Origin of the sequence: Streptomyces purpureus, assembly GCF_014648195.1 — a bacterium.
Lineage (GTDB): Bacteria > Actinomycetota > Actinomycetes > Streptomycetales > Streptomycetaceae > Streptomyces > Streptomyces purpureus.
Genome location: NZ_BMQQ01000008.1, coordinates 93,161 through 117,983 on the forward strand (window position 1 = coordinate 93,161; position 24,823 = coordinate 117,983).

Here is a 24,823-nt window from a genome sequence, read left to right on the forward strand (position 1 = left end):
GCACGCGCGAAGGGCCGTCACTCCCCCGAGGAGTGACGGCCCTTCGTCATGGTGTGAGGGGCCGGGTCAGAGGACCCGGACCGCGCCGGAGGGGCGGTCGTAGTCGAGCGAGCGCTCGACGACACCGGTGCTCGGGTTCTGCGCGCCGACGAACTTGCCGCCGCCCACGTAGATCGCCACGTGGTACGAGTTGCTGCGGCTGCCCCAGTAGAGGATGTCGCCCGGCTGGAGGTTGTCCAGCGAGACCGACTGGCCGCGGCTGGACTGGCTGCCGGAGACGCGCGGCAGGTCGATGCCGGCCTGGCGGTAGGCGGCCTGGACGAGCCCGGAGCAGTCCCACGAGTTGGGGCCGGTGCTGCCCATCACGTACGCGTCGCCGACCTGGGCGCGGGCGAACGCCACCACGGCGGCGGCGGAGCCGGAGGCCACGGTCTCGTTGACGGAGTTGTCGGAGGAGGAGCCGGAGGACGCGGAGAGCGTCGTGCGGCCGGAGGACCGGGAGGCGCGCTCCTGCGCCTCGGCGCGGGCCTTCTCCTCGGCCTTCTTCTCGGCCTCGGCCTTGCGGTCGGCCTCGGCCTTGGCCTTCTTGGCCTCGGCGGCGGCCTTGGCGGCGGCGGCGTTCTCCTGGGCGAGCAGGTCCTGGTCCAGGGCGACCTGCTGGGTCGCCTCGGCCGACGCGGCCACGGAGGCGACGACGGTGCTCGCCGCGTCCTGGTCGAAGCCGAGGACAGGCATCTCGATGGTCTCGGTCACCGGCTCGGCATTCGCCGGCCCGGCAGCACCGGCCACCGCGATGGTGCTGAGGACGCCACCGGCAACTCCGGCCCGGAGCGCGAGCTTCGAGGCGCTGCGGCGGGGCTTCCGGTGGCTGGGTATGTGAGCGGTGTGGGACATGAGAACAACCGCTATCAGGGCGGCGCGGTTCCCTTCAAGAAACGTGTGTTGCGCCACAGTTACGTCCGGAACCGTCTAATCCGCTTCTCTGGCGCCCTTATTGACGCCGTAACGGGCAATCCGGGCACACCTCTTCAGGGCCTTGATCACGGGTTTTCCGCGAAAGGTCCGAATTGAGCCGCGCTTATCACCGCTTCACGCCGATGGCCAAGCCCTCTTCTTGAAGGGGGTGGGCGCACGTGGCGCAGGTCACAGAATGGCCACGGCCGGACCCGGCCGGCCCGCGCTCCGGGGTCTCGTGAACGCGCGCACGCGTCCACTCCCGTCCGCCAGTCCCCTCGCATGAGTGAGGGCAGCCCTCTATCACTCGACGGGCGCCCATGCGAATTTGCCTGTAGTCCACATCTCTTGCTAGGGCAAGACCGCTCCGACCAGCGGTAACACCCCCGAATGTCACGTCTGGTAAGTGCTTGGGTACTTCACGTATGAAGATCACCGCTCACCCGGCTTCATGATCCTTCGTCGGGTGGTGGAGATCACAAACTACGTCCGGTACCCCGTGTCGCAGATCACAGACCGACAGGCATAGGATGCACGGCGTCGGGCTTGTGAACTGCCTCACATGTGCACGATCTCCGAGGTGGCACGCGACATGCCCGGTGCGGTCCAACGGTCAAGGACGACTGGAAGGAGCGAGGAGCGTGAATGCGTACGCGCCCGTCCTCGTGCTCGGTGCCCTCGGCGCAGGGTTTGCGATCTTCTCCGTGGTCATGGCCACGCTTATCGGTCCGAAGCGGTACAACCGGGCCAAGCTCGAGGCCTATGAGTGCGGTATCGAGCCGACACCCACACCGGCCGGAGGCGGCCGCTTTCCGATCAAGTACTACCTGACGGCGATGCTCTTCATCGTCTTCGACATCGAGATCGTCTTCCTCTATCCCTGGGCCGTCACCTTCGACGCCCTGGGGCTTTTCGGGCTCGTGGAGATGTTGCTCTTCGTGCTCACCGTCTTCGTCGCCTACGCGTACGTGTGGCGGCGCGGCGGCCTGGAATGGGACTGAGGGGCTGAGAGGCACACTCATGGGACTCGAAGAGAAACTGCCGAGCGGCTTTCTGCTGACGACGGTCGAACAAGCCGCGGGCTGGGTGCGCAAGGCGTCCGTCTTCCCCGCGACCTTCGGCCTCGCCTGCTGCGCCATCGAGATGATGACCACCGGCGCCGGCCGGTACGACCTGGCGCGCTTCGGCATGGAGGTCTTCCGCGGCTCACCGCGCCAGGCCGACCTGATGATCGTGGCGGGCCGGGTGAGCCAGAAGATGGCGCCCGTCCTGCGCCAGGTCTACGACCAGATGCCCAGCCCTAAGTGGGTGATCTCCATGGGGGTTTGCGCATCTTCCGGCGGAATGTTCAACAATTACGCAATTGTGCAGGGTGTTGATCATATTGTGCCTGTTGACATCTATTTGCCGGGCTGCCCGCCGCGCCCGGAGATGCTGATCGACGCGATTCTCAAGCTCCACGAGAAGATCCAGGGCTCCAAGCTCGGCGTGAACGCCAGGGAAGCGGCCCGGGAGGCCGAGGAGGCGGCGCTCAAGGCCCTGCCGACGATCGAGATGAAGGGGCTGCTCCGGTGAGCGACGCACGCGCGGCCGCCGGGCCGCAGATGACGACGAATGCCGCGCCTCTGCGCCGCGCGGGCGGAGATGGGGGCGCCTCCCAGGCGCCAGCCCTGGGGGAGAACGAGGTGGCGCGATGAGTGACGAGACGCCCAATCCCGAGAAGGACCTCAGCGCGCAGAACCTTCCCGGTCAGCGAGGGGACCATGGTGAGGAGGTCCGCCTCCAGCGGGGGATGTTCGGCGCCAACAACGGCGGCGACACCTCCGGCTACGGCGGCCTCGTCCGTTCCGTACGGCTGCCCGGGCCCGCCGTCCGTCCGTACGGCGGCTGGTTCGACGAGGTCGCCGACGAGCTCGAGGGCGCCCTCGAGGAGCAGGGGCTCGTCCCCGAGAACGCGATCGAGAAGACGGTCGTCGACCGCGGCGAGATCACCTTCCACATCGCGCGCGAGCACCTCGTGCGGGTCGCCCGGACCCTGCGGGACGACCCGGCCCTCCGCTTCGAGCTGTGTACGGGCGTCTCCGGCGTCCACTACCTCGGCGACAAGGGCCGCGAGCTGCACGCCGTCTACCACCTGCGCTCGATCACGCACGGCCGGCTGATCCGGCTGGAGGTCGCCGCCCCGGACAGCGACCCGCACGTCCCCTCGCTCGTCGAGGTCTATCCGACCAACGACTGGCACGAGCGGGAGACCTACGACTTCTTCGGCCTGATCTTCGACGGCCACCCGGCCCTCACGCGGATCATGATGCCGGACGACTGGCAGGGCTTCCCGCAGCGCAAGGACTACCCCCTCGGCGGGATCCCCGTCGAGTACAAGGGCGCCCAGATCCCGGCTCCGGACCAGCGGAGGTCGTACTCGTGACCACTCCTTCTGCTTCTTCCCGCGAGACGACCGAGGGGACCGTCTACACGGTCACCGGCGGCGACTGGGACGAGGTCGTCCAGTCCGCGGCCAAGGCCGACGACGAGCGGATCGTCGTCAACATGGGACCGCAGCACCCGTCCACGCACGGTGTGCTCCGGCTCATCCTGGAGATCGACGGCGAGACCGTCACCGAGGCCCGCTGCGGTATCGGCTACCTCCACACCGGCATCGAGAAGAATCTCGAGTTCCGCAACTGGACGCAGGGCACCACCTTCGTCACGCGCATGGACTACCTCACCTCGTTCTACAACGAGACGGCGTACTGCCTGGGCGTGGAGAAGCTGCTCGGCATCACCGACCAGGTCCCCGACCGCGCCTCGGTGATCCGGGTCCTGCTGATGGAGCTCAACCGGCTCTCCTCGCACCTGGTGGCCATCGCCACCGGCGGCATGGAGCTCGGCGCCACCACGATCATGATCTACGGCTTCCGGGACCGCGAGTTGATCCTGGACCTGTACGAACTGATCACCGGCCTGCGGATGAACCACGCCTTCATCCGCCCCGGCGGCCTCGCCCAGGACCTCCCGCCCGGCGCGGTCGACGCGGTGCGCGAGTTCGTGAAGACCATGAAGAAGAACCTGCCGGAGTACGACAAGCTCGCCACCGGCAACCCCATCTTCAAGGCCCGTATGCAGCACGTCGGCTACCTCGACCTCACCGGCTGCATGGCGCTGGGCGCCACCGGACCGATCCTGCGCGCGGCGGGCCTCCCGCACGACCTGCGCAAGACCGACCCGTACTGCGGCTACGAGGACTACGAGTTCGACGTGCCCACCGCCGACAGCTGCGACGCCTACGGCCGCTTCCTCGTCCGCCTGGAGGAGATGCGCCAGTCGCTGCGGATCGTCGAGCAGTGCCTGGACCGGCTGGAGCCCGGCCCGGTCATGGTCGCCGACAAGAAGATCGCCTGGCCCGCGCAGCTCGCGCTCGGCCCGGACGGCCTCGGCAACTCCCTCGACCACATCAAGAAGATCATGGGCACCTCCATGGAGGCCCTGATCCACCACTTCAAGCTGGTCACCGAGGGCTTCCGGGTCCCGCCCGGCCAGGCGTACACGGCCGTCGAGTCGCCCAAGGGCGAGCTCGGCGTGCATGTCGTCTCCGACGGCGGCACCCGCCCCTACCGGGTCCACTTCCGCGACCCGTCCTTCACCAACCTTCAGGCCATGGCGGCGATGTGCGAGGGCGGCCAGGTCGCCGACGTCATCGTCGCCGTCGCCTCCATCGACCCCGTGATGGGAGGCGTCGACCGATGACGGACGGACACACCAGTCTCGGGATGCCCCAGCTGCCCGCACCCGACTTCCCCGCGGACGTCCGAGCGCGGCTGGAGGCCGACGCCAAGGACGTCATCGCCCGCTACCCCTCCAGCCGCTCCGCGCTGCTGCCGCTGCTGCACCTGGTGCAGTCCGAGGAGGGGTACGTCTCCCGGACCGGCATCCGCTTCTGCGCCGAGATGCTGGACCTCACCACGGCCGAGGTCACCGCCGTCGTCACCTTCTACACGATGTACCGGCGCAAGCCCTCCGGCGACTACCAGGTCGGGGTCTGCACCAACACGCTCTGCGCGGTCATGGGCGGCGACGCCATCTTCGAGGAGCTCAAGGAGCACCTCGGCGTCGGAAACGACGAGACGACCACCGACGGCAAGGTCACCCTCGAACACATCGAGTGCAACGCGGCCTGCGACTTCGCCCCCGTGGTGATGGTCAACTGGGAGTTCTTCGACAACCAGACCCCCGAGTCCGCCAAGCGGCTCGTCGACGACCTGCGCGCGGGCCGGCCCGTCGAACCCACCCGCGGCGCCCCCCTGTGCACGTACAAGCAGACCGCGCGGATCCTGGCCGGCTTCCCCGACGAGCGCCCCGGCGCCGTCGAGGCGACCGGCGGCGCCGGTCCCGCCTCCCTGGTCGGGCTGAGGCTCGCCAAGGGCGAACCCCTCGCACCCCGGGTCGTGCACCCGCGCGCCGAGGCCCGCGACAGCGAACCACGCGACAACGGAACCGAGGTGGGGGAGGAATGACGTTGGCAGCCGAGATCAACAACAGCAGCCCGGAGAAGCTGCTGGCCCCGGTCCTCTCCGCGTTCTGGGACCAGCCGGACTCCTGGACCCTCGACACCTACCACCGCCACGACGGCTACGAGGGCCTGAAGAAGGCCCTCGCCATGAGCCCGGACGAGGTGATCGCCTACGTCAAGGACTCCGGCCTGCGCGGCCGCGGCGGCGCCGGCTTCCCCACCGGAATGAAGTGGCAGTTCATTCCCCAGGGCGACGGCAAGCCGCACTACCTCGTCGTCAACGCCGACGAGTCCGAGCCGGGCACCTGCAAGGACATCCCGCTCCTCTTCGCCAACCCGCACTCCCTCATCGAGGGGATCGTGATCGCCTGCTACGCGATCCGCTCCCAGCACGCCTTCGTCTACCTGCGCGGCGAGGTCGTCCCCGTGCTGCGGCGCCTGCACGAGGCCGTACGCGAGGCGTACGAAGCCGGCTACCTCGGCAAGGACATCCTCGGCAGCGGTCTCGACCTCGAAGTGACCGTGCACGCGGGCGCGGGCGCGTACATCTGCGGCGAGGAGACCGCACTGCTCGACTCGCTGGAAGGCCGGCGCGGCCAGCCCCGGCTGCGTCCCCCCTTCCCCGCGGTCGCCGGTCTGTACGCCTGCCCCACGGTGGTGAACAACGTCGAGTCCATCGCGTCGGTTCCCGCGATCCTCAGCCGGGGCAAGGAATGGTTCCGGTCGATGGGCAGCGAGAAGTCCCCCGGCTTCACGCTCTACTCGCTCAGCGGCCATGTCGCCCACCCCGGCCAGTACGAGGGCCCGCTCGGTATCACCCTGCGCCAGCTCCTCGACATGAGCGGCGGGATGCGCCCCGGCCACCGGCTGAAGTTCTGGACTCCCGGCGGCTCCTCCACCCCGATGTTCACCGACGAACACCTCGACGTCCCGCTCGACTACGAGGGCGTCGGCGCCGCCGGCTCCATGCTCGGCACCAAGGCCCTCCAGTGCTTCGACGAGACCACCTGTGTCGTACGGGCCGTCACCCGCTGGACCGAGTTCTACGCCCACGAGTCCTGCGGCAAGTGCACCCCCTGCCGTGAAGGCACCTACTGGCTGGTGCAGTTGCTGCGCGACATCGAGGCCGGCCGGGGACACATGTCCGACCTCGACAAGCTCAACGACATCGCCGACAACATCAACGGCAAGTCGTTCTGCGCCCTCGGTGACGGCGCCGCGTCCCCGATCTTCTCCTCGCTGAAGTACTTCCGCGAGGAGTACGAGCAGCACATCTCCGGGCGTGGCTGCCCCTTCGATCCCGCCAAGTCGACCGCCTGGGCCGACACCCATGTGGAGGTGAACGCATGACCGTCACCACGTCCGGTCCCGCCGGCGGCGGCGCGGCGGCGGCGAAGCCCGAGGACCTCGTCACGCTGACCATCGACGGCATCGAGACCACCGTCCCCAAGGGGACGCTGGTCATCCGCGCCGCCGAACAGCTCGGCATCGAGATCCCCCGCTTCTGCGACCACCCGCTCCTCGACCCGGCCGGCGCCTGCCGCCAGTGCATCGTCGAGGTCGAGGGCCAGCGCAAGCCGATGGCCTCCTGCACCATCACCTGCACCGACGGCATGGTGGTCAAGTCGCAGCTGACCTCCCCGGTCGCCGAGAAGGCCCAGCACGGCGTGATGGAGCTGCTGCTCATCAACCACCCGCTGGACTGCCCCGTCTGCGACAAGGGCGGCGAGTGCCCGCTGCAGAACCAGGCCCTCTCCCACGGCCAGGCCGAGTCCCGCTTCGACGGCCGCAAGCGTACGTTCGAGAAGCCGGTGCCGATCTCCACCCAGGTGCTGCTCGACCGCGAGCGGTGCGTGCTGTGCGCGCGCTGCACCCGCTTCTCCAACCAGATCGCCGGCGACCCGATGATCGAACTCCTGGAGCGGGGCGCGCTCCAGCAGGTCGGCACCGGCGAGGGCGACCCGTTCGAGTCGTACTTCTCCGGCAACACCATCCAGATCTGTCCGGTCGGCGCCCTGACCTCGGCGGCGTACCGCTTCCGCTCCCGCCCCTTCGACCTGGTCTCCTCGCCCAGCGTCTGCGAGCACTGCGCCGGCGGCTGCGCCACCCGCACCGACCACCGCCGCGGCAAGGTCATGCGCCGGCTCGCCGCCGAGGACCCGCAGGTCAACGAGGAGTGGATCTGCGACAAGGGCCGCTTCGGCTTCCGCTACGCGCAGCAGCGCGACCGGCTCACCACCCCGCTGGTCCGCGGCGCGGACGGCGTCCTGGCGCCGGCGAGCTGGCCCGAGGCGCTGGAGGCGGCCGCCCGCGGACTGATCCGCGGCCGCACCGGCGTGCTCACCGGCGGCCGGCTGACCGTCGAGGACTCCTACGCGTACGCCAAGTTCGCCCGGGTCGCCCTCGACACCAACGACGTCGACTTCCGGGCCCGGGTGCACTCCAGCGAGGAGGCCGACTTCCTCACGGCCCGGGTCGCCGGACACGGCCTCGACCTCGACGGCTCCGGAGTCACCTACACCTCCCTGGAGAACGCCCCGGCCGTTCTGCTCGCCGGGATCGAGTCCGAGGAGGAGGCGCCCGGCGTCTTCCTGCGGCTGCGCAAGGCCTGGCGCAAGAAGGGCCAGAAGACCTACGGTCTCGCCCCGTTCGCCAGCCGCGGCCTGGAGAAGGCGGGCGGCACTCTGCTGCCAGCCGCGCCCGGCACCGAGACCGAATGGCTGGACGCACTGGCCGCCGGCACCGGCCTGGAGGGCGCCGGAGCGGACGCCGCCGAGGCGCTGCGCCGGCCCGGCGCGGTCCTGGTCGTCGGCGAGCGGCTGGCCGGCGTGCCGGGCGCGCTCACCGCCGCCGTACGGGCCGCGAACGCGACCGGCGCCGCACTGGTGTGGATCCCGCGCCGGGCCGGCGAGCGTGGCGCGGCCTGGGCGGGCGCGCTCCCGTCGCTGCTGCCCGGCGGCCGCCCCGCCACCGACCCCCGCGCGCGTGAGGAGACCGCCACCGCCTGGCGGATCGCCGAACTCCCGCACCGCTACGGCCGCGACACCGGCCAGATCGTCGAGGCCGCGGCCACCGGCGAACTGGGCGCGCTGCTCGTCGCCGGTGTGGAGGTCGCGGACCTGCCCGACCCGGCACGCGCGCGTGAGGCGCTCGACGCGGCCTTCGTGGTCTCCCTGGAGCTGCGGCCCGGCGAGGTCACCGACCGCGCCGACGTGGTCCTGCCGGTCGCCGCGGTCGCCGAGAAGTCCGGCACGTTCCTCAACTGGGAGGGAAGGGCCCGGCTCTTCGAGGCCGCGCTCAAGCCCGAGCACATGACCCGCCCGCTCGCCCCGTCCGACGCCCGGGTGCTGCACATGCTCGCCGACGCCATGGACGTCCACTTCGGGCTGCCGGACCTCAGGTCCCTGCGCCAGGAGATGGACCGGCTCGGCGCCTGGGGCGGCGAACGGGCCGCCGAGCCCGTGGAGCCCGGCCAGCAGCCGCCCCGCCCCGGCGAAGGCGAGGCGGTCCTCGCCGGCCACCGGCTCCTGCTCGACCAGGGCCGCCTTCAGGAGGGCGACACCGCCCTGGCCGGCACCCGGCACGCCGCGACCGCCCGGCTCTCCGCCACCACCGCCGCCGAGACCGGCGTCAAGGACGGCGACACCCTCGCGGTCAGCGGCCCGGCCGGCTCGGTCGAACTGCCGCTCCAGGTCACCGAGATGCCCGACCGGGTGGTCTGGCTCCCGCTGAACTCGGTCGGCGGCGGCGTGCTGTCCGACCTCGGGGCACGCCCCGGCGACGTGGTCCGGATCGGCGCGACGGCCACGACGGAGGTGGAGGCATGACCGCCCGCCTCCTGGCCACGGCCGCCCGCCGGACCCGTCCCGGCGGCGACGCACCCGTCCACGTCGTCAGCCCGGGCGCCGCCCCGGCCGCCCCCGTACCGGAGGTGCGCGCATGACCGCCCTCACCCACGTCGCCGAGATCCAGCGCAGCGTCCTCGCCGCGGAGGACCTCTCCATGTTCGGCCGCGACCCCTGGTGGCTCGTGCTGATCAAGGCGGTCTTCTGCTTCGCCTTCCTGATGGTGACCGTGCTCTTCTCCATCGTGTGGGAGCGCAAGGTCGTCGCCTGGATGCAGCTGCGCATCGGCCCCAACCGGCACGGCCCCTGGGGCCTCCTCCAGTCCCTCGCGGACGGCGTCAAGCTGATGCTGAAGGAGGACGTGATCGTCAAGCGCGCGGACAAGGTGGTGTACGTCCTCGCCCCGATCGTCGCCGCGATCCCCGCCTTCATGGCCATCGCGGTGATCCCGTTCGGCCCGGCCGGCAACGAGGTCTCGATCTTCGGCCACCGCACCACGATGCAGCTCACCGACCTGCCGATCGCGATGCTCTACGTCCTCGCGGTCGCCTCCGTCGGCATCTACGGCATCGTGCTTGCCGGCTGGTCGTCCGGCTCGACGTACCCGCTCCTGGGCGGCCTGCGCTCCTGCGCCCAGATGATCTCGTACGAGATCGCGATGGGCGCAGCGTTCGCCTCGGTCTTCCTCTACTCCGGGTCGATGTCGACCTCGGCCATCGTCGAGGCGCAGCAGGAACGCTGGTTCATCCTGCTGCTGCCGGTCTCCTTCATCATCTACATCGTCACGATGGTCGGGGAGACCAACCGCGCCCCGTTCGACATGCCGGAGTCCGAGGGCGACCTCGTCGGCGGCTTCAACACCGAGTACAGCTCCATCAAGTTCGCGATGTTCATGCTGGCCGAGTACGTCAACATGGTCACCGTCTCCGCCGTCTCGGTCACCCTCTTCCTCGGCGGCTGGCGCGCCCCGTACCCCGTCTCCACCTTCTGGGAGGGCGCGAACCACGGCTGGTGGCCGATGCTCTGGTTCGTCCTCAAGGTCCAGCTGCTGCTGTTCTTCTTCATCTGGCTGCGCGGCACCCTGCCCCGGGTCCGCTACGACCAGCTGATGAAGCTGGGCTGGAAGGTCCTCATCCCGGTCTCCCTGGTCTGGCTGATGCTGGTGGCGACCGTACGGGCGCTGCGTAACGAGAACTACGCCTTCCAGGAGATCGTGCTGTACGTCGCCGGAGCCGTCCTCACGGTCCTGGTGATCTCCTTCGTCGCCGATCTCTTCCGCGACAAGAAGGCCAAGAAGGCCGCGCCCGCGGACACCCCGCCGGCCGCCTTCGACCCGATGGCAGGCGGCTTCCCCGTACCGCCGCTGCCCGGTCAGAGCCTGCCGCCGGTCCCGCGCCGGCGACCGCGCCACCAGCGCGAGCTGATTGTCAGTGGCGCCCCCGATGCTGCTACTGCGAGTGACGGAAAGGAGACGGACGGTGTCTGATTTCCAGAACCCGGTTGCCGGCTTCGGCGTGACCTTCAAGGCCATGTTCAAGAAGCGGCTGACCGAGCAGTACCCGGAGCAGCAGAAGACGACGGCCCCGCGATTCCACGGCCGGCATCAGCTCAACCGGCACCCGGACGGGCTCGAGAAGTGCATCGGCTGCGAGCTGTGCGCCTGGGCCTGCCCGGCGGACGCCATCTACGTGGAGGGCGCGGACAACACCGACGAGGAGCGCTACTCCCCGGGGGAGCGCTACGGCCGGGTGTACCAGATCAACTACGCCCGCTGCATCCTGTGCGGACTGTGCATCGAGGCCTGCCCCACGCGCGCGCTGACGATGACGAACGACTTCGACCTCGCCGACAGCTCCCGCGAGAACCTCATCTACACCAAGGAGCAGCTGCTCGCCGGTCTCGACGACAACATGGTCGACACCCCGCACGCGATCTACCCCGGCATGGACGAGCAGGACTACTACCGGGGGCTGGTCACCGAGGCCGCGCCCGGCACGGTCCAGCAGGTCGCGACGGACAAGGGCGAGAAGGGCGAGGAGGTCGACGCATGAGCGCGATCACCCTCGCCGCCTCCGCCACCTCGACCGGCGAGGCCGTGCAGTTCTGGATCCTGGGGACCGTCGCCGTCGTCGGCGCCCTGTGCACGATCCTGATGCGCAAGGCGGTGCACAGCGCCCTCTGCCTCGCCGCGACCATGATCATCCTGGCGGTCTTCTACCTGGCCAACGGCGCGTACTTCCTCGGCGTCGTACAGATCATCGTCTACACCGGCGCGATCATGATGCTCTTCCTCTTCGTGGTCATGCTGGTCGGTGTCACCGCCGCCGACTCCCTGAAGGAGACCCTCAAGGGGCAGCGCTGGTGGGCGGCGGCCTGTGCGCTCGGCTTCGGCATCCTGCTCGCCGCCGGTATCGGCAACGCCTCGCTGACCACCTTCAACGGCCTGGGCGTGGCCAACGCCGGCGGCAACGTCGAGGGGATCGCCCGCCGGATCTTCACCACGTACGTCTTCGCGTTCGAGATCACCGGCGCCCTGCTGATCACCGCCGCGGTCGGCGCGATGGTGCTCACCCACCGGGAGCGCACCGAGCGGGCCCGGACCCAGCGCGAGCTGTCCCAGCAGCGCGTACGCGACGGCAAGCAGGTGCCGCCGCTGCCCGCGCCCGGTGTCTACGCCCGGCACAACGCCGTGGACGTCGCCGGTCTGCTGCCCGACGGCACCCCCGCCGACCTGACCGTGATGGACACCCTGCGCAAGCACGGCCAGATCCGGGACGTGTCCAGCGAGGCGCTCGAAGACCTCAAGGCACTGGAGCGGCGCTCGCGCGAGCGCCTCGGCCGGGACCGGGACGAAGAGGAGGCCTCGCGGTGAATCCGGTCAACTACCTGTACCTCGCGGCTCTGTTGTTCACCATCGGCGCGGCCGGGGTCCTGATCAGGCGCAACGCGATCGTGGTCTTCATGTGCGTCGAGCTGATGCTCAACGCCTGCAACCTCGCGTTCGTCGCCTTCTCCCGGATGCACGGCAATCTCGACGGCCAGATCATCGCCTTCTTCACGATGGTCGTCGCCGCCGCCGAGGTCGTGGTCGGGCTCGCGATCATCGTGTCGCTGTTCCGTGCCCGCCACTCGGCCTCGGTCGACGACGCCAGCCTGATGAAGCTGTGAGGGGCTGAACCGTGGAAAACGCTGAGAACCTGATCGCGCTGCTCGTCGCGGCGCCTCTCCTCGGAGCCGTCGTCCTTCTGTGCGGCGGACGGCGGCTGGACAAGGCCGGGCACTGGATCGGCACGCTGCTCGCGGCGGCCTCCTTCGTCATCGGCCTCGTCCTCTTCGCCGACATGCTCGGCCGCGGCGCCGAGGAGCGGACGCTGCGCTCGACGCTCTACAGCTGGATCCCGGTCGAGGGCTTCCAGGCGGACATCGCCTTCCAGCTCGACCAGCTGTCGATGACCTTCGTCCTGCTGATCACCGGCGTGGGCTCGCTGATCCATCTGTACTCGGTCGGGTACATGGAGCACGACGAGCGCCGGCGCCGCTTCTTCGGCTATCTGAACCTCTTCCTCGCGGCGATGCTGCTCCTGGTCCTCGCCGACAACTACCTGCTGCTGTACGTCGGGTGGGAGGGCGTCGGTCTCGCCTCGTACCTGCTCATCGGCTTCTGGCAGCACAAGCCCTCGGCGGCGACCGCCGCGAAGAAGGCCTTCCTGGTCAACCGGGTCGGCGACATGGGCCTCTCCATCGCGATCATGCTGATGTTCACCACCTTCGGGACCTTCGCCTTCGGGCCGGTCCTGGAGGCCACGGGCGACACATCCGAAGGCATGCTGACCGCGATCGGCCTGATGCTGCTGCTCGCCGCCTGCGGCAAGTCGGCCCAGGTGCCGCTGCAGTCCTGGCTCGGGGACGCGATGGAGGGCCCGACCCCGGTCTCGGCCCTCATCCACGCCGCCACGATGGTCACCGCCGGCGTGTATCTGATCACCCGCTCCGGGGCGATCTTCAACGCCGCCCCCGACGCGCAGCTCGCGGTCGTGGTGGTCGGCGCGGTCACGCTCCTGTTCGGTGCGATCGTCGGTTGCGCCAAGGACGACATCAAGAAGGCGCTGGCCGGCTCGACGATGTCGCAGATCGGCTACATGATCCTGGCCGCCGGGCTCGGCCCGATCGGCTACGCCTTCGCGATCATGCACCTGGTGACCCACGGCTTCTTCAAGGCCGGGCTCTTCCTCGGCGCCGGTTCGGTCATGCACGGCATGAACGACGAGGTCGACATGAGGAAGTACGGGGCCTTGAGGAAGTACATGCCGATCACCTTCGCCACCTTCGGCCTCGGATACCTCGCGATCATCGGCTTCCCCGGCCTGTCCGGCTTCTTCTCCAAGGACAAGATCATCGAGGCGGCGTTCGCCAAGGGCGGTACCGAGGGCTGGATCCTCGGCGCGGTCACGCTGCTCGGCGCGGCCATCACCGCGTACTACATGACCCGCGTGATGATCCTGACGTTCTTCGGCGAGAAGCGCTGGCAGCCCGCCCCGGACCCGGCCACGGCGCCGGGCGTCGAGCCCGGCGTCGAGGCGAAGCCCGGTGAGATGCCGCACCCGCACGAGTCGCCGAAGTCCATGACCATCCCGATGATCCTGCTGGCCTTCGGGTCGGTGTTCGCGGGCGGCTTCTTCGGCATCGGCGACCGGTTCGTGAACTGGCTCGCGCCGGTGACCGAATTCGAGCACGGCCACCCGCCGATCGGCGCCGCGGCCATCACCTCCGCCACGGTCGCGGTCATGGTGATCGGCGTCTCCATCGCCTACCTCCAGTACGGGCGCAGGCCCGTCCCGGTCACCGCCCCGCGCGGCTCGCTGCTCACCCGGGCCGCCCGACGCGACCTGCTCCAGGACGACTTCAACCACATCGTCCTGGTCCGCGGCGGCGAGCACCTCACCCGCTCCCTGGTGTACGTCGACCACTCCCTGGTCGACGGGGTGGTCAACGGCACCGCGGCCTCGGTCGGGGGCCTCTCCGGCCGGCTGCGCAAGCTGCAGAACGGCTACGCCCGCAGTTACGCGGTCTCGATGTTCGGAGGTACTGCGGTGCTGATCGCCGCGACCCTGCTGATGAGGGCGGTGTAACTGTCATGTCCTTCCCGCTCCTTACGGTGACGGCCGCGGTCCCGGCGGTCGGTGCGATCCTCACCGCCGCCGTCCCCGCCGCCCGCCGTACCGCCGCCAAGTGGCTGGCGCTGTTCTTCTCACTCGCCACCCTGGTCCTCGCCGCGGCCGTCACCGTACGGTTCGAGCCCGGCGGCGACCGGTACCAGCTCACCGAATCCCACGCCTGGATCAAGGAGTTCGGAGTCCGGTACGAGCTCGGGGTCGACGGCATCGGGGTGGCGCTCATCGCGCTGACCGCGCTGCTGATCCCGTTCGTGATCCTGGCCGGCTGGCACGACGCCGACCCCCTGGAGACGAAGAGCAGCCGCTGGCGGCCGACCCAGGGCTTCTTCGCCCTGATCCTGATGGTCGAGGCGATGGTGATCCTCTCCTTCGAGGCCACCGACGTCTTCCTCTTCTACATCCTCTTCGAGGCCATGCTCATCCCGATGTACTTCCTCATCGGCGGCTTCGGGGACCGGGCCCACGCGGGCTCGGACGAGAACGCGGCGGCCCAGCGGTCGTACGCGGCGGTCAAGTTCCTGCTCTACAACCTGGTCGGCGGCCTGATCATGCTGGCCGCGGTGATCGGCCTGTACGTCGTCGCGGGGAACTTCTCCCTCACCGAGATCGCCGAGGCCCGGGCCAACGGGCAGCTGGAGATGGCGACCAGCACGGAGCGGTGGCTGTTCCTCGGCTTCTTCTTCGCCTTCGCGGTGAAGGCGCCGCTGTGGCCGCTGCACACCTGGCTGCCCAACGCCATGGGCGAGGCGACCGCGCCGGTCGCCGTGCTCATCACGGCCGTGGTCGACAAGGTCGGCACGTTCGCGATGCTCCGCTTCTGCCTCCAGCTCTTCCCCGAGGCCAGCACGTGGGCCACGCCCGCGATCATCGTGCTCGCGCTGATCAGCATCGTCTACGGCGCGCTGCTCGCGGTCGGCCAGCGGGACATCAAGCGGCTGATCGCCTACGCCTCGATCTCCCACTTCGGCTTCATCATCCTGGGCATCTTCGCGATGACCAGCCAGGGCCAGAGCGGCGCGACGCTCTACATGGTCAACCACGGCATCTCGACGGCCGCGCTGATGCTGGTCGCCGGGTTCCTGATCTCGCGGCGCGGCTCGCGGCTCATCGCCGACTACGGCGGGGTGCAGAAGGTCGCGCCGGTGCTCGCCGGCACGTTCCTGATCGGCGGTCTGGCGACGCTGTCGCTGCCCGGACTGGCGCCGTTCGTCAGCGAGTTCCTCGTCCTGGTCGGCACGTACGCCCGCTACCCGGTCGCCGGAATCGTCGCCACCACGGGCATCGTCCTCGCCGCTCTCTACACGCTGGTGCTCTACCAGCGGACGATGACCGGCCCGGTGAAGGAGGAGGTGCGGTCCCTGCCGGACCTGCGGCCGCGTGAGCTGACCGTGATCGTCCCGCTGATCGCCCTGCTGATCTTCCTCGGTGTCTATCCCAAGCCGCTGACGGACATCGTCAATCCGGCCGTGCGGCACACCATGTCCGACGTACAGCAGAAGGACCCCCGGCCCGAGGTGGAGGCGGCCAAGTGAGCGCAACAGCTGTCCACAGCCTGTGGACGACAGCCGCCGAACCGATCGGCAAGATCACCGCACCGAAGATCGAGTACGCCCAGCTGGCACCCGTCCTCATCGTCGTCGGCGCGGCCGTCCTCAGCGTCCTCGTCGAGGCCCTCGTGCCGCGCCGCGGGCGCTACCACACCCAGGTCTTCCTGACCGTGGTCGCCCTGGCCGCCGGCTTCGCCGCCGTCGTGGGCCTCGCGGCCGGGGGGTACGGCTCCACCAAGGCGCAGATCGCCGCGATGGGCGCCATCGCCGTCGACGGGCCCGCGCTCTTCCTCCAGGGCACGATCCTGCTGGCCTCGATCGTCGCCGTCTTCACCTTCGCCGAGCGCCGCCTCGACCCGGCCCACCACGGCCACCGCGTCGACTCCTTCGCCGCCGAGGCCGCCGCCGTACCGGGCAGCGAACAGGAGAAGGCCGCCGTCAAGGCCGGGTTCACCACCACCGAGGTGTTCCCGCTGGTGCTCTTCGCCGTCGCGGGCATGCTCGTCTTCCCCGCGGCCAACGACCTCCTGACGCTCTTCATCGCCCTGGAGGTCTTCTCGCTGCCGCTCTACGTGCTGTGCGCCGTCGCCCGCCGCAAGCGGATGATGTCGCAGGAGGCCGCGGTCAAGTACTTCCTCCTCGGCGCCTTCTCGTCGGCGTTCCTTCTCTTCGGCATCGCCCTGCTCTACGGCTACGCCGGCTCCGTCTCGTACGCCAGGATCGCCGACGTCGTCGACGGAAACGTCACCGCGATGGACCCGGCGCTCGCCGCCACCATGGGCAACGACGCGCTGCTGCTCATCGGCTTCGCGATGGTGCTGATGGGCCTGCTGTTCAAGGTGGGCGCGGTGCCGTTCCACATGTGGACCCCGGACGTCTACCAGGGCGCCCCGACCCCGGTGACCGGCTTCATGGCCGCCGCCACCAAGGTCGCCGCGTTCGGCGCCATGCTGCGCCTGCTGTACGTGGTGCTGCCGGGCCTCACCTGGGACTGGCGCCCGGTCATGTGGGCCGTCGCCATCGTCACCATGCTGGGCGGCGCGATCGTCGCCATCACCCAGACCGACATCAAGCGGCTGCTCGCCTACTCCTCCATCGCCCACGCCGGCTTCCTGCTCGCCGGTGTCATCGCGGCCACCCCCGACGGGGTCTCGTCGGTGCTGTTCTACCTGGGCGCCTACTCCTTCGTGACGATCGGCGCGTTCGCGGTCGTCACGCTCGTACGGGACGCGGGCGGCGAGGCCACGCACCTGTCCAAGTGGGCCGGGCTCGGCCGGCGTTCGCCGCTGGTCGCGGCGGTCTTCGCGGTGTTCCTGCTCGCCTTCGCCGGTATCCCGCTGACCTCCGGCTTCGCAGGAAAGTTCGCGGTCTTCAAGGCCGCGGCGGAGGGCGGCGCCGGGGGCCTGGTGGTGGTCGGTGTCCTCTCCTCGGCGGTCGCCGCGTTCTTCTACATCCGGGTCATCGTGCTGATGTTCTTCAGCGAGCCGAAGGTGGACGGCCCGACGGTCGCCGTGCCGTCGCCTCTGACGATGACGACCATCGGGGTGGGGGTGGCGGTGACCCTGGTGCTCGGTCTCGCGCCGCAGTACTTCCTCGATCTGGCGGGCCAGGCGAGCGTCTTCGTCCGCTGACCCCCGCCGCCCGCACGCACAGGGCCCGGCTCCCCGAGGGGGCCGGGCCCTGGCGCATGCCGGTCCGGGACTCAGCCGGCGGCCGGTGTGATCCGGCCGGTCACCTCGCCCAGCGCGACCTTGGTGCCGTCCGGGCCGGGCGCCCAGGCGGTGAGGGTGACCTCGTCGCCGTCCTCCAGGAACGTCCGCTTGCCGGTGGGCAGTTCGAGGGCGTCACGGCCGTTCCACGTCAGCTCCAGCAGCGATCCGCGCTGGTGCACGTCCGGGCCGGAGACCGTGCCGGAGCCGTACAGGTCGCCCGTGCGCAGCGATGCGCCGTTGACCGTCATATGGGCGAGCTGCTGCGCGGCGGTCCAGTACATCGTGGAGAACGGCGGCTCGGAGACCACCTCGCCGTTGATCCGGACGGTGATCCGCAGGTCGAGGCCGCCGGGCTCGTCGTCGCCGGAGTCGTCCAGGTACGGCAGCAGCGGGAAGTCGCGCACCGGCGGGTCGATGCGGGCGGCGTCCAGGGCCTCCAGCGGGGTCACCCACGCGGAGACGGAGGTGGCGAAGGACTTGCCGAGGAACGGGCCGAGCGGCACGTACTCCCAGGCCTGGATGTCCCGCGCGGACCAGTCGTTGAGCAGCGTCAGCCCGAAGACGTGGTCGCGGAAGTCGCCGAGGGCGACCGGCCTGCCCAGCTCGGAGGGGGTGCCGACGAGGAAGCCGACCTCCGCCTCGATGTCGAGCTTGACCGACGGGCCGAAGACCGGCGCCGGGTCCGTGGGGGCCTTGCGCTGGCCCGAGGGGCGTACGACCTCGGTGCCGGAGACCACGACCGTACCGGCGCGGCCGTGGTAACCGATCGGCAGATGCTTCCAGTTGGGGGTGAGCGGCTCGCCGTCGGGGCGGAAGATGTGGCCCACGTTGGTGGCGTGGTGCTCGCTCGCGTAGAAGTCGACGTAGTCGGCGACCTCGTACGGCAGGTGCAGGGTGACCGCGTCCAGCGGGTGCAGCAGCGGCTCTATGTCCGGGCGGTGCGCGGGCACCGTCACCCACGCGGTGAGCGCGCGGCGCACGTCGCGCCAGGCGGTGCGCCCGGCGGCCAGCAGCGGGTTGAGGCTGGGCTGTGCGAGCAGTGTGGCGTAGGGGGAGCCCAGGGCGTGCGCCGCGGCCCCCGCGTCCAGCACCCAGTCGCCGATGCGGACGCCGAGCCGGCGCCGTCCCGGCTCGTCGGCGGTGGAGAAGACGCCGTACGGAAGGTTGTGCGGGCCGAAGGGGTCGCCCTCGGCCAGGTCGAGCGGGCTCTGCTCGGACATCGGTGCCTGCCTCGCTTTCCACGGGTGTGGGGGACACGTTACGTCGGCCGCACCGGGTGGCGGCAGAGCCCCTCCAAGTGGGTCGCCTCACCCCGCCGTGCGGGCAATCCGCTTCTCCCAGGTGCGGTGGAAGACCACCTCCCTGCCCTCCTTGCACACCAGTTCGTCCGAGGTGAGGAAGGCGTCGGCGGTGCAGGCGATCTCCGAGCGGGTCTCGATCGTCACGTCCCAGGCCAGCTCGGGGCGGTGCAGCCTGATCGTCCACTCGGAACGGGTACGGGCGGAGAGCGGGTCGTCCTCCTGGATCGTGTACGACTCCACGGCGTCCTCGGTGTATTCGAGGCCGTCCGGATGGAGGCGGGTGCCGCCGTACCCCGGGTCGGCCTCCAGGCGCCACAGGCCCTTCGCCACGTCCCGGACGATCAGCCGCTCGGGGCGTGGCTCGTCGAGGGTGGCCGGGTGGCTGACGCCGAGCGGTGCGGACTGCTCGGGCTGCTCGAAGGTGATCGCGGGCTCCTGGCCGGGTGCGGACCGGACGGGCAGCGTCAGCGCGCAGGCGGTCGGGTCGAGGGTGAATCCGTCGGCGTCCGGGCGGGGCCAGATCCAGGGCCAGTACGCGGAGGAGAGGGCGAGCCGGATGCGGTGACCGGCCGGGAAGGAGTGGCCGATGCCGTTCAGATCGAAGGCGATCTCCTCGCTCTCGCCGGGCCGGCACGGCTCGGTCCGGTCCGGTCCGTGGCGGGTGGCGAGGTTCAGGGCGCCCCGGGTGACCAGCGTGGAGGAGCCGTCCGGTGCCACGTCGCAGAGCCGGGCGACGACCTGCCCCGTCCGGGCGTGGGGCGTGAGCGCCAGGCGCACGCGCGGGCGGCCGAGGATGTCGACGGGCGCGCCCTCGGGGACGGGGAAGTCGAAGCAGGCCGAGAGGGCGTCCTCGGTGCGCTGGTCCGGGGGGAGGTCGGCGTCGTTGCCGAGGGGGAGGAAACGGCCCGCGTCCAGACCGGCCCGCTGCGGGGAGCGGACGCGGACGGGCGGGCCCTGGAGCGCGTAGGTGAGCGGGGTGACGTGGGGGGAGGGCCAGGCGTCGTCGCCGACCCAGCGGCCGGGCAGCTCGTCGTAGACCGTCGCGGGCGGGTGGGAGTCGCTGATCCAGGACCGCAGGAGCGGCTCGGACATGATCCCCGTGTCGCGGCCCTTGAGATGGTGGTCCCACCACCTGAGCGTCTCCTGGAGGAATCCGATCGCGGGTCCCGGCAGCCCGTGGTCCGGGTACTGATGGGACCAGGGTCCGATCAGTCCCCGTACCCGCTCGTGGGGGAGGTGCTCGACGAGCCGCAGGACGGTGTCGCGGTACGGGTCGTGCCAGCCGCCCACGGCGAGGACGGCGGCCCGGACCGTGGAGTGGTCCTCGCGGAGGCTGCCGTGCTGCCAGTAGGCGTCGCGGGTCTGGTGGGCGAGCCAGGTGTGGATGAGCGGGTCCACGGCGGCGAGCCGTGTCAGCCATGTCTCGCGCCAGCCGGGTCCGGCGTACTGCGGGTCCGGGGGCCGGGCGGTGAACGCGAGCATGGTCGCCGCCCACGCGTGCATGTCCATGGCGAGGACCGAGCCGCCCAGGTAGTGGACGTCGTTGTCGTAGCGGTCGTCGGTCGGGCAGACCGTGACGACGGCCTTCAGCGGCTCGGGGGCGAGCGCGGCGATCCGGAGCGCGTTGGAGCCGCCCCAGGAGATCCCGAACATGCCCACCTCGCCGCTGCACCAGGACTGCCCGGCGAGCCAGTTCACCACCGCGACCCCGTCGGCCAGCTCCAGGGCGTCGTACACGTCGCCCGGCCTGCCGCCGCTGTTGCCGTGGCCGCGGACGTCGACGCGGACGGAGACGTAGCCGTGGCCCGCGTACCAAGGGTGGCGCTGCCAGTCGCGGGGCGCGGTCCAGTCGCTGAGCCGGTGGGGGAGGTACTCCAGGAGCGCCGGGACGGGCTCCTCGGTGGCCGGCCGCCAGACGCGGGCGTGGAGCAGGGTGCCGTCGGGCAGGGGGATGCGCAGGTCCTCGCGGGTGGTCTCGTACGGGAAGTCGGTGCGAATACGCATGGCGGGACCTCAGTGGACGGGCGTCGGCGCTGTTCGGGACATAAGCCTTACTCCTGGTCGTATGAGTTGATCACGAACATACCGGCGGAGGCGGGAAGGCGCCCATGGTGATCGAAAGGCGACCGGATACGCTGACTTGAGTGAATCCAGCGACACATCGACAATCCGTGTGATCGTCAGCAGACAGGAGATCCCCTCGTGACCGTCGTCGGGCCGTTCGGGCTGAGCGTGCGGGACCAGGCTCTTGAGGCCGATGTCCAGACCGGATTGGCAGCTGTCGAGGCAGGGCTGCTCGATGCCACCAAGAGTGGTGTCCCCTTCATCACCGAGGCCGCGCAGCACCTGCTGCGGGCCGGGGGCAAGCGCTTCCGTCCGCTGCTCGTGATGCTCGCCGCCCAGTTCGGCGACCCCTACGCGCCGGGTGTCGTGCCCTCGGCGGTGGTGGTCGAGCTGACCCACCTGGCGACGCTGTACCACGACGACGTGATGGACGAGGCGGACGTGCGACGGGGCGCGCCGAGCGCCAACAGCCGCTGGGGCAACTCCGTGGCGGTCCTGACGGGCGACTTCCTCTTCGCGCGGGCCTCGCACATCCTGGCGGATCTGGGCCCCGAGGCGGTCCGTATCCAGGCCGAGGCGTTCGAACGTCTGGTGACCGGCCAGATCCTGGAGACGGCCGGGCCGCGCGACGGCCGGGACCCGGTCGAGCACTACCTCGACGTCCTCGGCGGCAAGACGGGCTCGCTGGTCGCCGTCTCCTGCCGGTTCGGCGCGATGATGTCCGGCGCGGACGAGCGGATCGTCGACGTCCTCACCCAGTACGGGGAGCGGCTCGGCGTCGCCTTCCAGCTCGCCGACGACGTCCTGGACATCGCCTCCGACTCCCACGAGTCCGGCAAGACCCCGGGCACCGACCTGCGGGAGGGCATCCCGACGCTGCCGGTGCTCCATCTGCGGGCCCAGGCGGAGGCCCACGGCCGTCCCGAGGACGTGGCGCTCGTCGAGCTCGTGGACGGCGATCTGAGCGACGACGCCCGGCACGCGGAGGCCCTGCGCCGGCTGCGGGTGCACCCGGCCCTGGAGCAGGCCCGCCGGGACACCGTGCGGTACGCGGAGGAGGCGCGGGCGCTGCTGGCGCCGATGCCCGACGGGTACGCGAAGGCGGCCCTGGAGGAGCTCTGCGACGCGGTGGTGCACCGCGCGGGCTGACCCCGCACGAGTGGCATCGATGTGACGCAGGTCACATTGCCGGCCTGCGTCGACGGACGCTTCTCAGGGTCGGGTCATCCCGAAGCAGTACGTGAAGTTGCTTCCGGGGGCTGACGCTTCCGCCCGCCCGCTTTGGTCAGATGGATGTCATCGACCACGGAGGTAGGGCACACGATGGCACCGAACGACAGCACGCACACCACGGACGCGGGACGCCGCAAGGCAGCGCGGTACGTCGTCCCCGTCGCGGTGGCCTCGGTGGCCGCGGCGACCATCGGGCTCGTCCCGGCACTGGCCGCGTCCGGCGACCCCGAGCTGCCGAAGATCAGCGCACAGGAACTCATCGAGAAGATCGCCGCGTCGGACGTCCAGCAGCTCTCCGGCACGGTGAAGATCAGCACGGACCTGGGGCTGCCCTCGCTCGCCGGCCTCGGCGGCCTGGCCGGCGGCGGGGCAGGCTCCTCCTCGTCCGCGGCCCCGCAGGACAAGCTCACCGAACTGGCCTCCGGTACGCACACGCTGCGGGTGGCCGCCGACGGCCCTGACCGGCAGCGGGTGGCGCTGCTGGGCGAGGGCGACGAGTACAGCCTGATCCGCAACGGCGACGAGATCTGGGCGTACGACAGCAAGTCGAACGAGGTCTACCACGCCAAGGAGCCCGCGGGCACGGACAAGGGCGACTCGGGCAAGGGCGGCAAGGACGGCAACGGCGGCGCGGAGAAGGAGCTGCCCGGCAAGCTGCCCTCGACCCCCAAGGACCTCGCCGACGAGGCCCTGAAGGCCGTCGACGAGACGACGTCGGTGACCGTCGACGGCACGGCGCGGGTCGCCGGCCGCGACGCGTACCAGCTGGTGATCAAGCCCAAGCAGAGCGGCTCGACGATCGAGTCGATCAAGGTGGCGGTGGACGCCGAGAAGGGCGTGCCGCTGAAGTTCACCGTCAAGTCGACGGATGGCGGCAAGCCGGTGGTCGACGCCGGCTTCACCAAGATCGACTACGCCAGGCCGGCCGCCTCCACCTTCGACTTCACACCGCCCAAGGGCGCGAAGGTCACCGAGGAGGACGGCTCGAAGGCGGCCCGCGAGGCCGAGAAGGCCCCCGAGGGCCTGGCGGAGCTCACGGGCGGCGGGCTGAACGTCCTCGGTGAGGGCTGGACCACGATCGCCCGGATCAAGGCCCCGGGCGCCGAAGGCGCCGCCAAGATGCCGGAGAAGGGCGAACTCCCGCCGGAGGCGGGCGCGTTCCTGGACGCCCTCGGCGACAAGGTGAGCGGGAAGTTCGGCTCGGGCACGGTCTTCAAGACGCGCCTGGTCAACGCCCTCCTCACCGACGACGGCACCGTCTACGTCGGCGCGGTCACCAAGGACGCGCTGGTGAAGGCCGCCGACGCGGCCAAGTAGCCGTCGATCGGCAACGTGTTGAACGCGGGGCCCGGCCGCGCCTCCTCCGGCACGGCGGGGCCCCGCGGGTTTTTTGGTGGGCCTTCAGCCCGGAAGCCTCAGGGGGCTCAGGAGGCTCAGAAGGTGAGGCGGAAGGCGTTGATGTAGCCGGTGTCCTGGGCCGCCCTGTCCTGGACGCGCAGCTTCCAGGCCCCGTTCGCGGCCTCGCCGGAGGCGTTCACGGTGTACGTGGTCTGGACGTTGTCGGCCGAGTCGCCGGAGCTGAACGGCTTCAGCGGGTAGACGGTCCCGTCCGGCGCCACCAGGTCGACGACCAGGTCACCGCGCCAGGTGTGGATGATGTCGACGCCGACCTTGAGCGTGGCCGGGGCGTTGCCCGTACGCCCGGACACGTTGACCGTGGAGGTGACGGCCGCGCCGTTGTCCGGGATGGCGACGTCGGCGGTGTTCTCGTACGTCTCACCGGGCGGCTGCGTGGTGCCGGCCGAGAGCGACCAGATGGCGTGGGCGATCGCGTCGCTGTTGCGGTCCAGGGCGGTGTCGTTGATCTGCGCCGTGGTGTCGCACGAGGAGTGGTAGCAGCGGTCGAATGCCTGCCCGGCGGTGCCGCCCCACTTCTGGGCCTGGGCGCTGCTCTTCGTTCGGCTCGCGCCGGTGAACAGGCCTCCGACCGGGATGCCGACGTTCTTGAACGAGGCGTGGTCGGAGCGGCCGTCGCCCTCGGTCTCGATCTCGGTCGGAACGCCGATACCGGCGAAGTAGTCCTTGAAGGTCTTCTCGATCGTCGGGTCGTCGTCGTAGACGAAGTAGCCCGCGTTCGAGGAGCCGATCATGTCGAAGTTGAGGTAGCCGGAGATCTTCGACCGCTCGGTGGACGGCAGGTTGTTCACGTAGTACCTGGACCCGACCAGGCCCAGCTCCTCCGCGCCCCACCAGGCGAACCGCAGGTGCTTCGCGGGCTTGAACTGCGCGCGGGAGACGGCGAGCGCGGTCTCCAGGACGGCCGCCGAGCCGGAGGCGTTGTCGTTGATCCCGGGTCCTGAGGAGACCGAGTCGAGGTGGGCGCCGGCCATGACGATCTGGTTGGCGTCGCCGCCGGGCCAGTCGGCGATCAGGTTGTAGCCGGTCGCGCCGCTGGTGGTGAACTGCTGGACGGTGGTGGTGAATCC

Annotated in this window: 20 protein-coding genes; 16 read left to right on the top strand and 4 right to left on the bottom strand. The window is 70.3% G+C overall.

Translation table 11 applies throughout. The annotated features are described in order from the left end of the window. Positions 1-66: 66 nt before the first annotated feature. A complete protein-coding gene (locus tag IEZ01_RS12900) occupies positions 67-894 on the bottom strand; it encodes a C40 family peptidase (RefSeq protein WP_019888618.1) in 828 nt (275 codons plus the stop codon). Between the two features lie 701 nt (positions 895-1,595). On the opposite strand from IEZ01_RS12900, the gene IEZ01_RS12905 reads away from it, so the two are divergent. The 14 genes from IEZ01_RS12905 (at position 1,596) to nuoN (ending at position 17,658) form a co-directional block, all read left to right on the top strand. After that, entirely contained in the window at positions 1,596-1,955 is a 360-nt protein-coding gene (locus IEZ01_RS12905) for an NADH-quinone oxidoreductase subunit A (RefSeq protein ID WP_019888619.1), read from the top strand. A 19-nt stretch (positions 1,956-1,974) separates the two neighbouring features. Continuing rightward, positions 1,975-2,529, top strand: coding sequence for a NuoB/complex I 20 kDa subunit family protein (locus IEZ01_RS12910; protein ID WP_019888620.1), 555 nt, complete (start codon positions 1,975-1,977; stop codon positions 2,527-2,529). A 118-nt stretch (positions 2,530-2,647) separates the two neighbouring features. Continuing rightward, complete coding sequence (locus IEZ01_RS12915) at positions 2,648-3,379, top strand: NADH-quinone oxidoreductase subunit C (protein WP_189201755.1); 732 nt, start codon at positions 2,648-2,650, stop codon at positions 3,377-3,379. Further along, entirely contained in the window at positions 3,376-4,698 is a 1,323-nt protein-coding gene (locus IEZ01_RS12920; protein ID WP_019888622.1) for an NADH-quinone oxidoreductase subunit D, read from the top strand. Before IEZ01_RS12915 ends, IEZ01_RS12920 begins: the two co-directional genes overlap by 4 nt. After that, positions 4,695-5,465, top strand: a complete 771-nt coding sequence (nuoE, locus tag IEZ01_RS12925) for an NADH-quinone oxidoreductase subunit NuoE (protein WP_019888623.1) — start codon at positions 4,695-4,697, stop codon at positions 5,463-5,465. Before IEZ01_RS12920 ends, nuoE begins: the two co-directional genes overlap by 4 nt. Continuing rightward, entirely contained in the window at positions 5,462-6,811 is a 1,350-nt protein-coding gene (nuoF, locus tag IEZ01_RS12930; RefSeq protein ID WP_028797839.1) for an NADH-quinone oxidoreductase subunit NuoF, read from the top strand. The genes nuoE and nuoF overlap by 4 nt, the downstream gene beginning before the upstream one ends. Then, positions 6,808-9,288, top strand: coding sequence for an NADH-quinone oxidoreductase subunit G (locus IEZ01_RS12935; RefSeq protein WP_019888625.1), 2,481 nt, complete (start codon positions 6,808-6,810; stop codon positions 9,286-9,288). The genes nuoF and IEZ01_RS12935 overlap by 4 nt, the downstream gene beginning before the upstream one ends. Before the next feature lie 112 nt (positions 9,289-9,400). Then, positions 9,401-10,792 (top strand): NADH-quinone oxidoreductase subunit NuoH, encoded by a 1,392-nt coding sequence (gene nuoH / locus IEZ01_RS12940; protein ID WP_189201757.1) that lies wholly within the window; start codon positions 9,401-9,403, stop codon positions 10,790-10,792. Then, positions 10,749-11,357, top strand: a complete 609-nt coding sequence (nuoI, locus tag IEZ01_RS12945; protein WP_189201759.1) for an NADH-quinone oxidoreductase subunit NuoI — start codon at positions 10,749-10,751, stop codon at positions 11,355-11,357. Before nuoH ends, nuoI begins: the two co-directional genes overlap by 44 nt. Then, the gene (locus IEZ01_RS12950) at positions 11,354-12,178 is read left to right on the top strand and encodes an NADH-quinone oxidoreductase subunit J (protein WP_189201761.1); all 825 of its coding nucleotides are present in this window, start codon (positions 11,354-11,356) and stop codon (positions 12,176-12,178) included. The genes nuoI and IEZ01_RS12950 overlap by 4 nt, the downstream gene beginning before the upstream one ends. After that, on the top strand, positions 12,175-12,474 hold the full coding sequence (nuoK, locus tag IEZ01_RS12955; protein ID WP_019888630.1) for an NADH-quinone oxidoreductase subunit NuoK: 300 nt from the start codon (positions 12,175-12,177) through the stop codon (positions 12,472-12,474). The genes IEZ01_RS12950 and nuoK overlap by 4 nt, the downstream gene beginning before the upstream one ends. 11 nt (positions 12,475-12,485) lie before the next feature. Continuing rightward, complete coding sequence (gene nuoL / locus IEZ01_RS12960) at positions 12,486-14,435, top strand: NADH-quinone oxidoreductase subunit L (protein WP_189201763.1); 1,950 nt, start codon at positions 12,486-12,488, stop codon at positions 14,433-14,435. Between the two features lie 5 nt (positions 14,436-14,440). Further along, the gene (locus IEZ01_RS12965; RefSeq protein ID WP_019888632.1) at positions 14,441-16,012 is read left to right on the top strand and encodes an NADH-quinone oxidoreductase subunit M; all 1,572 of its coding nucleotides are present in this window, start codon (positions 14,441-14,443) and stop codon (positions 16,010-16,012) included. Then, positions 16,009-17,658 carry an NADH-quinone oxidoreductase subunit NuoN gene (gene nuoN / locus IEZ01_RS12970; protein ID WP_019888634.1) on the top strand — a complete coding sequence of 550 codons (1,650 nt, stop codon included), beginning with the start codon at positions 16,009-16,011 and terminating at the stop codon, positions 17,656-17,658. Before IEZ01_RS12965 ends, nuoN begins: the two co-directional genes overlap by 4 nt. 71 nt (positions 17,659-17,729) lie before the next feature. On the opposite strand, the gene fahA is transcribed toward nuoN, so the two are convergent. Beyond that, positions 17,730-18,959, bottom strand: coding sequence for a fumarylacetoacetase (gene fahA, locus IEZ01_RS12975; RefSeq protein ID WP_189201765.1), 1,230 nt, complete (start codon positions 18,957-18,959; stop codon positions 17,730-17,732). Positions 18,960-19,046: 87 nt separating this feature from the next. Next, positions 19,047-21,044: a CocE/NonD family hydrolase gene (locus IEZ01_RS12980; protein ID WP_189201767.1), complete on the bottom strand. Its 1,998-nt coding sequence runs from the start codon at positions 21,042-21,044 to the stop codon at positions 19,047-19,049. Positions 21,045-21,242: 198 nt separating this feature from the next. Between IEZ01_RS12980 and IEZ01_RS12985 the strand changes: the two genes are divergently transcribed. Continuing rightward, positions 21,243-22,253 (top strand): polyprenyl synthetase family protein, encoded by a 1,011-nt coding sequence (locus tag IEZ01_RS12985; protein ID WP_189201770.1) that lies wholly within the window; start codon positions 21,243-21,245, stop codon positions 22,251-22,253. A 174-nt stretch (positions 22,254-22,427) separates the two neighbouring features. After that, positions 22,428-23,654: a LolA family protein gene (locus IEZ01_RS12990; RefSeq protein WP_189201772.1), complete on the top strand. Its 1,227-nt coding sequence runs from the start codon at positions 22,428-22,430 to the stop codon at positions 23,652-23,654. A 116-nt stretch (positions 23,655-23,770) separates the two neighbouring features. Here IEZ01_RS12990 and IEZ01_RS12995 read toward each other — a convergent pair. Next, positions 23,771-24,823 (bottom strand): M28 family peptidase (locus IEZ01_RS12995; RefSeq protein WP_229832913.1); only part of this gene is annotated, 1,053 nt, incomplete at its 5' end.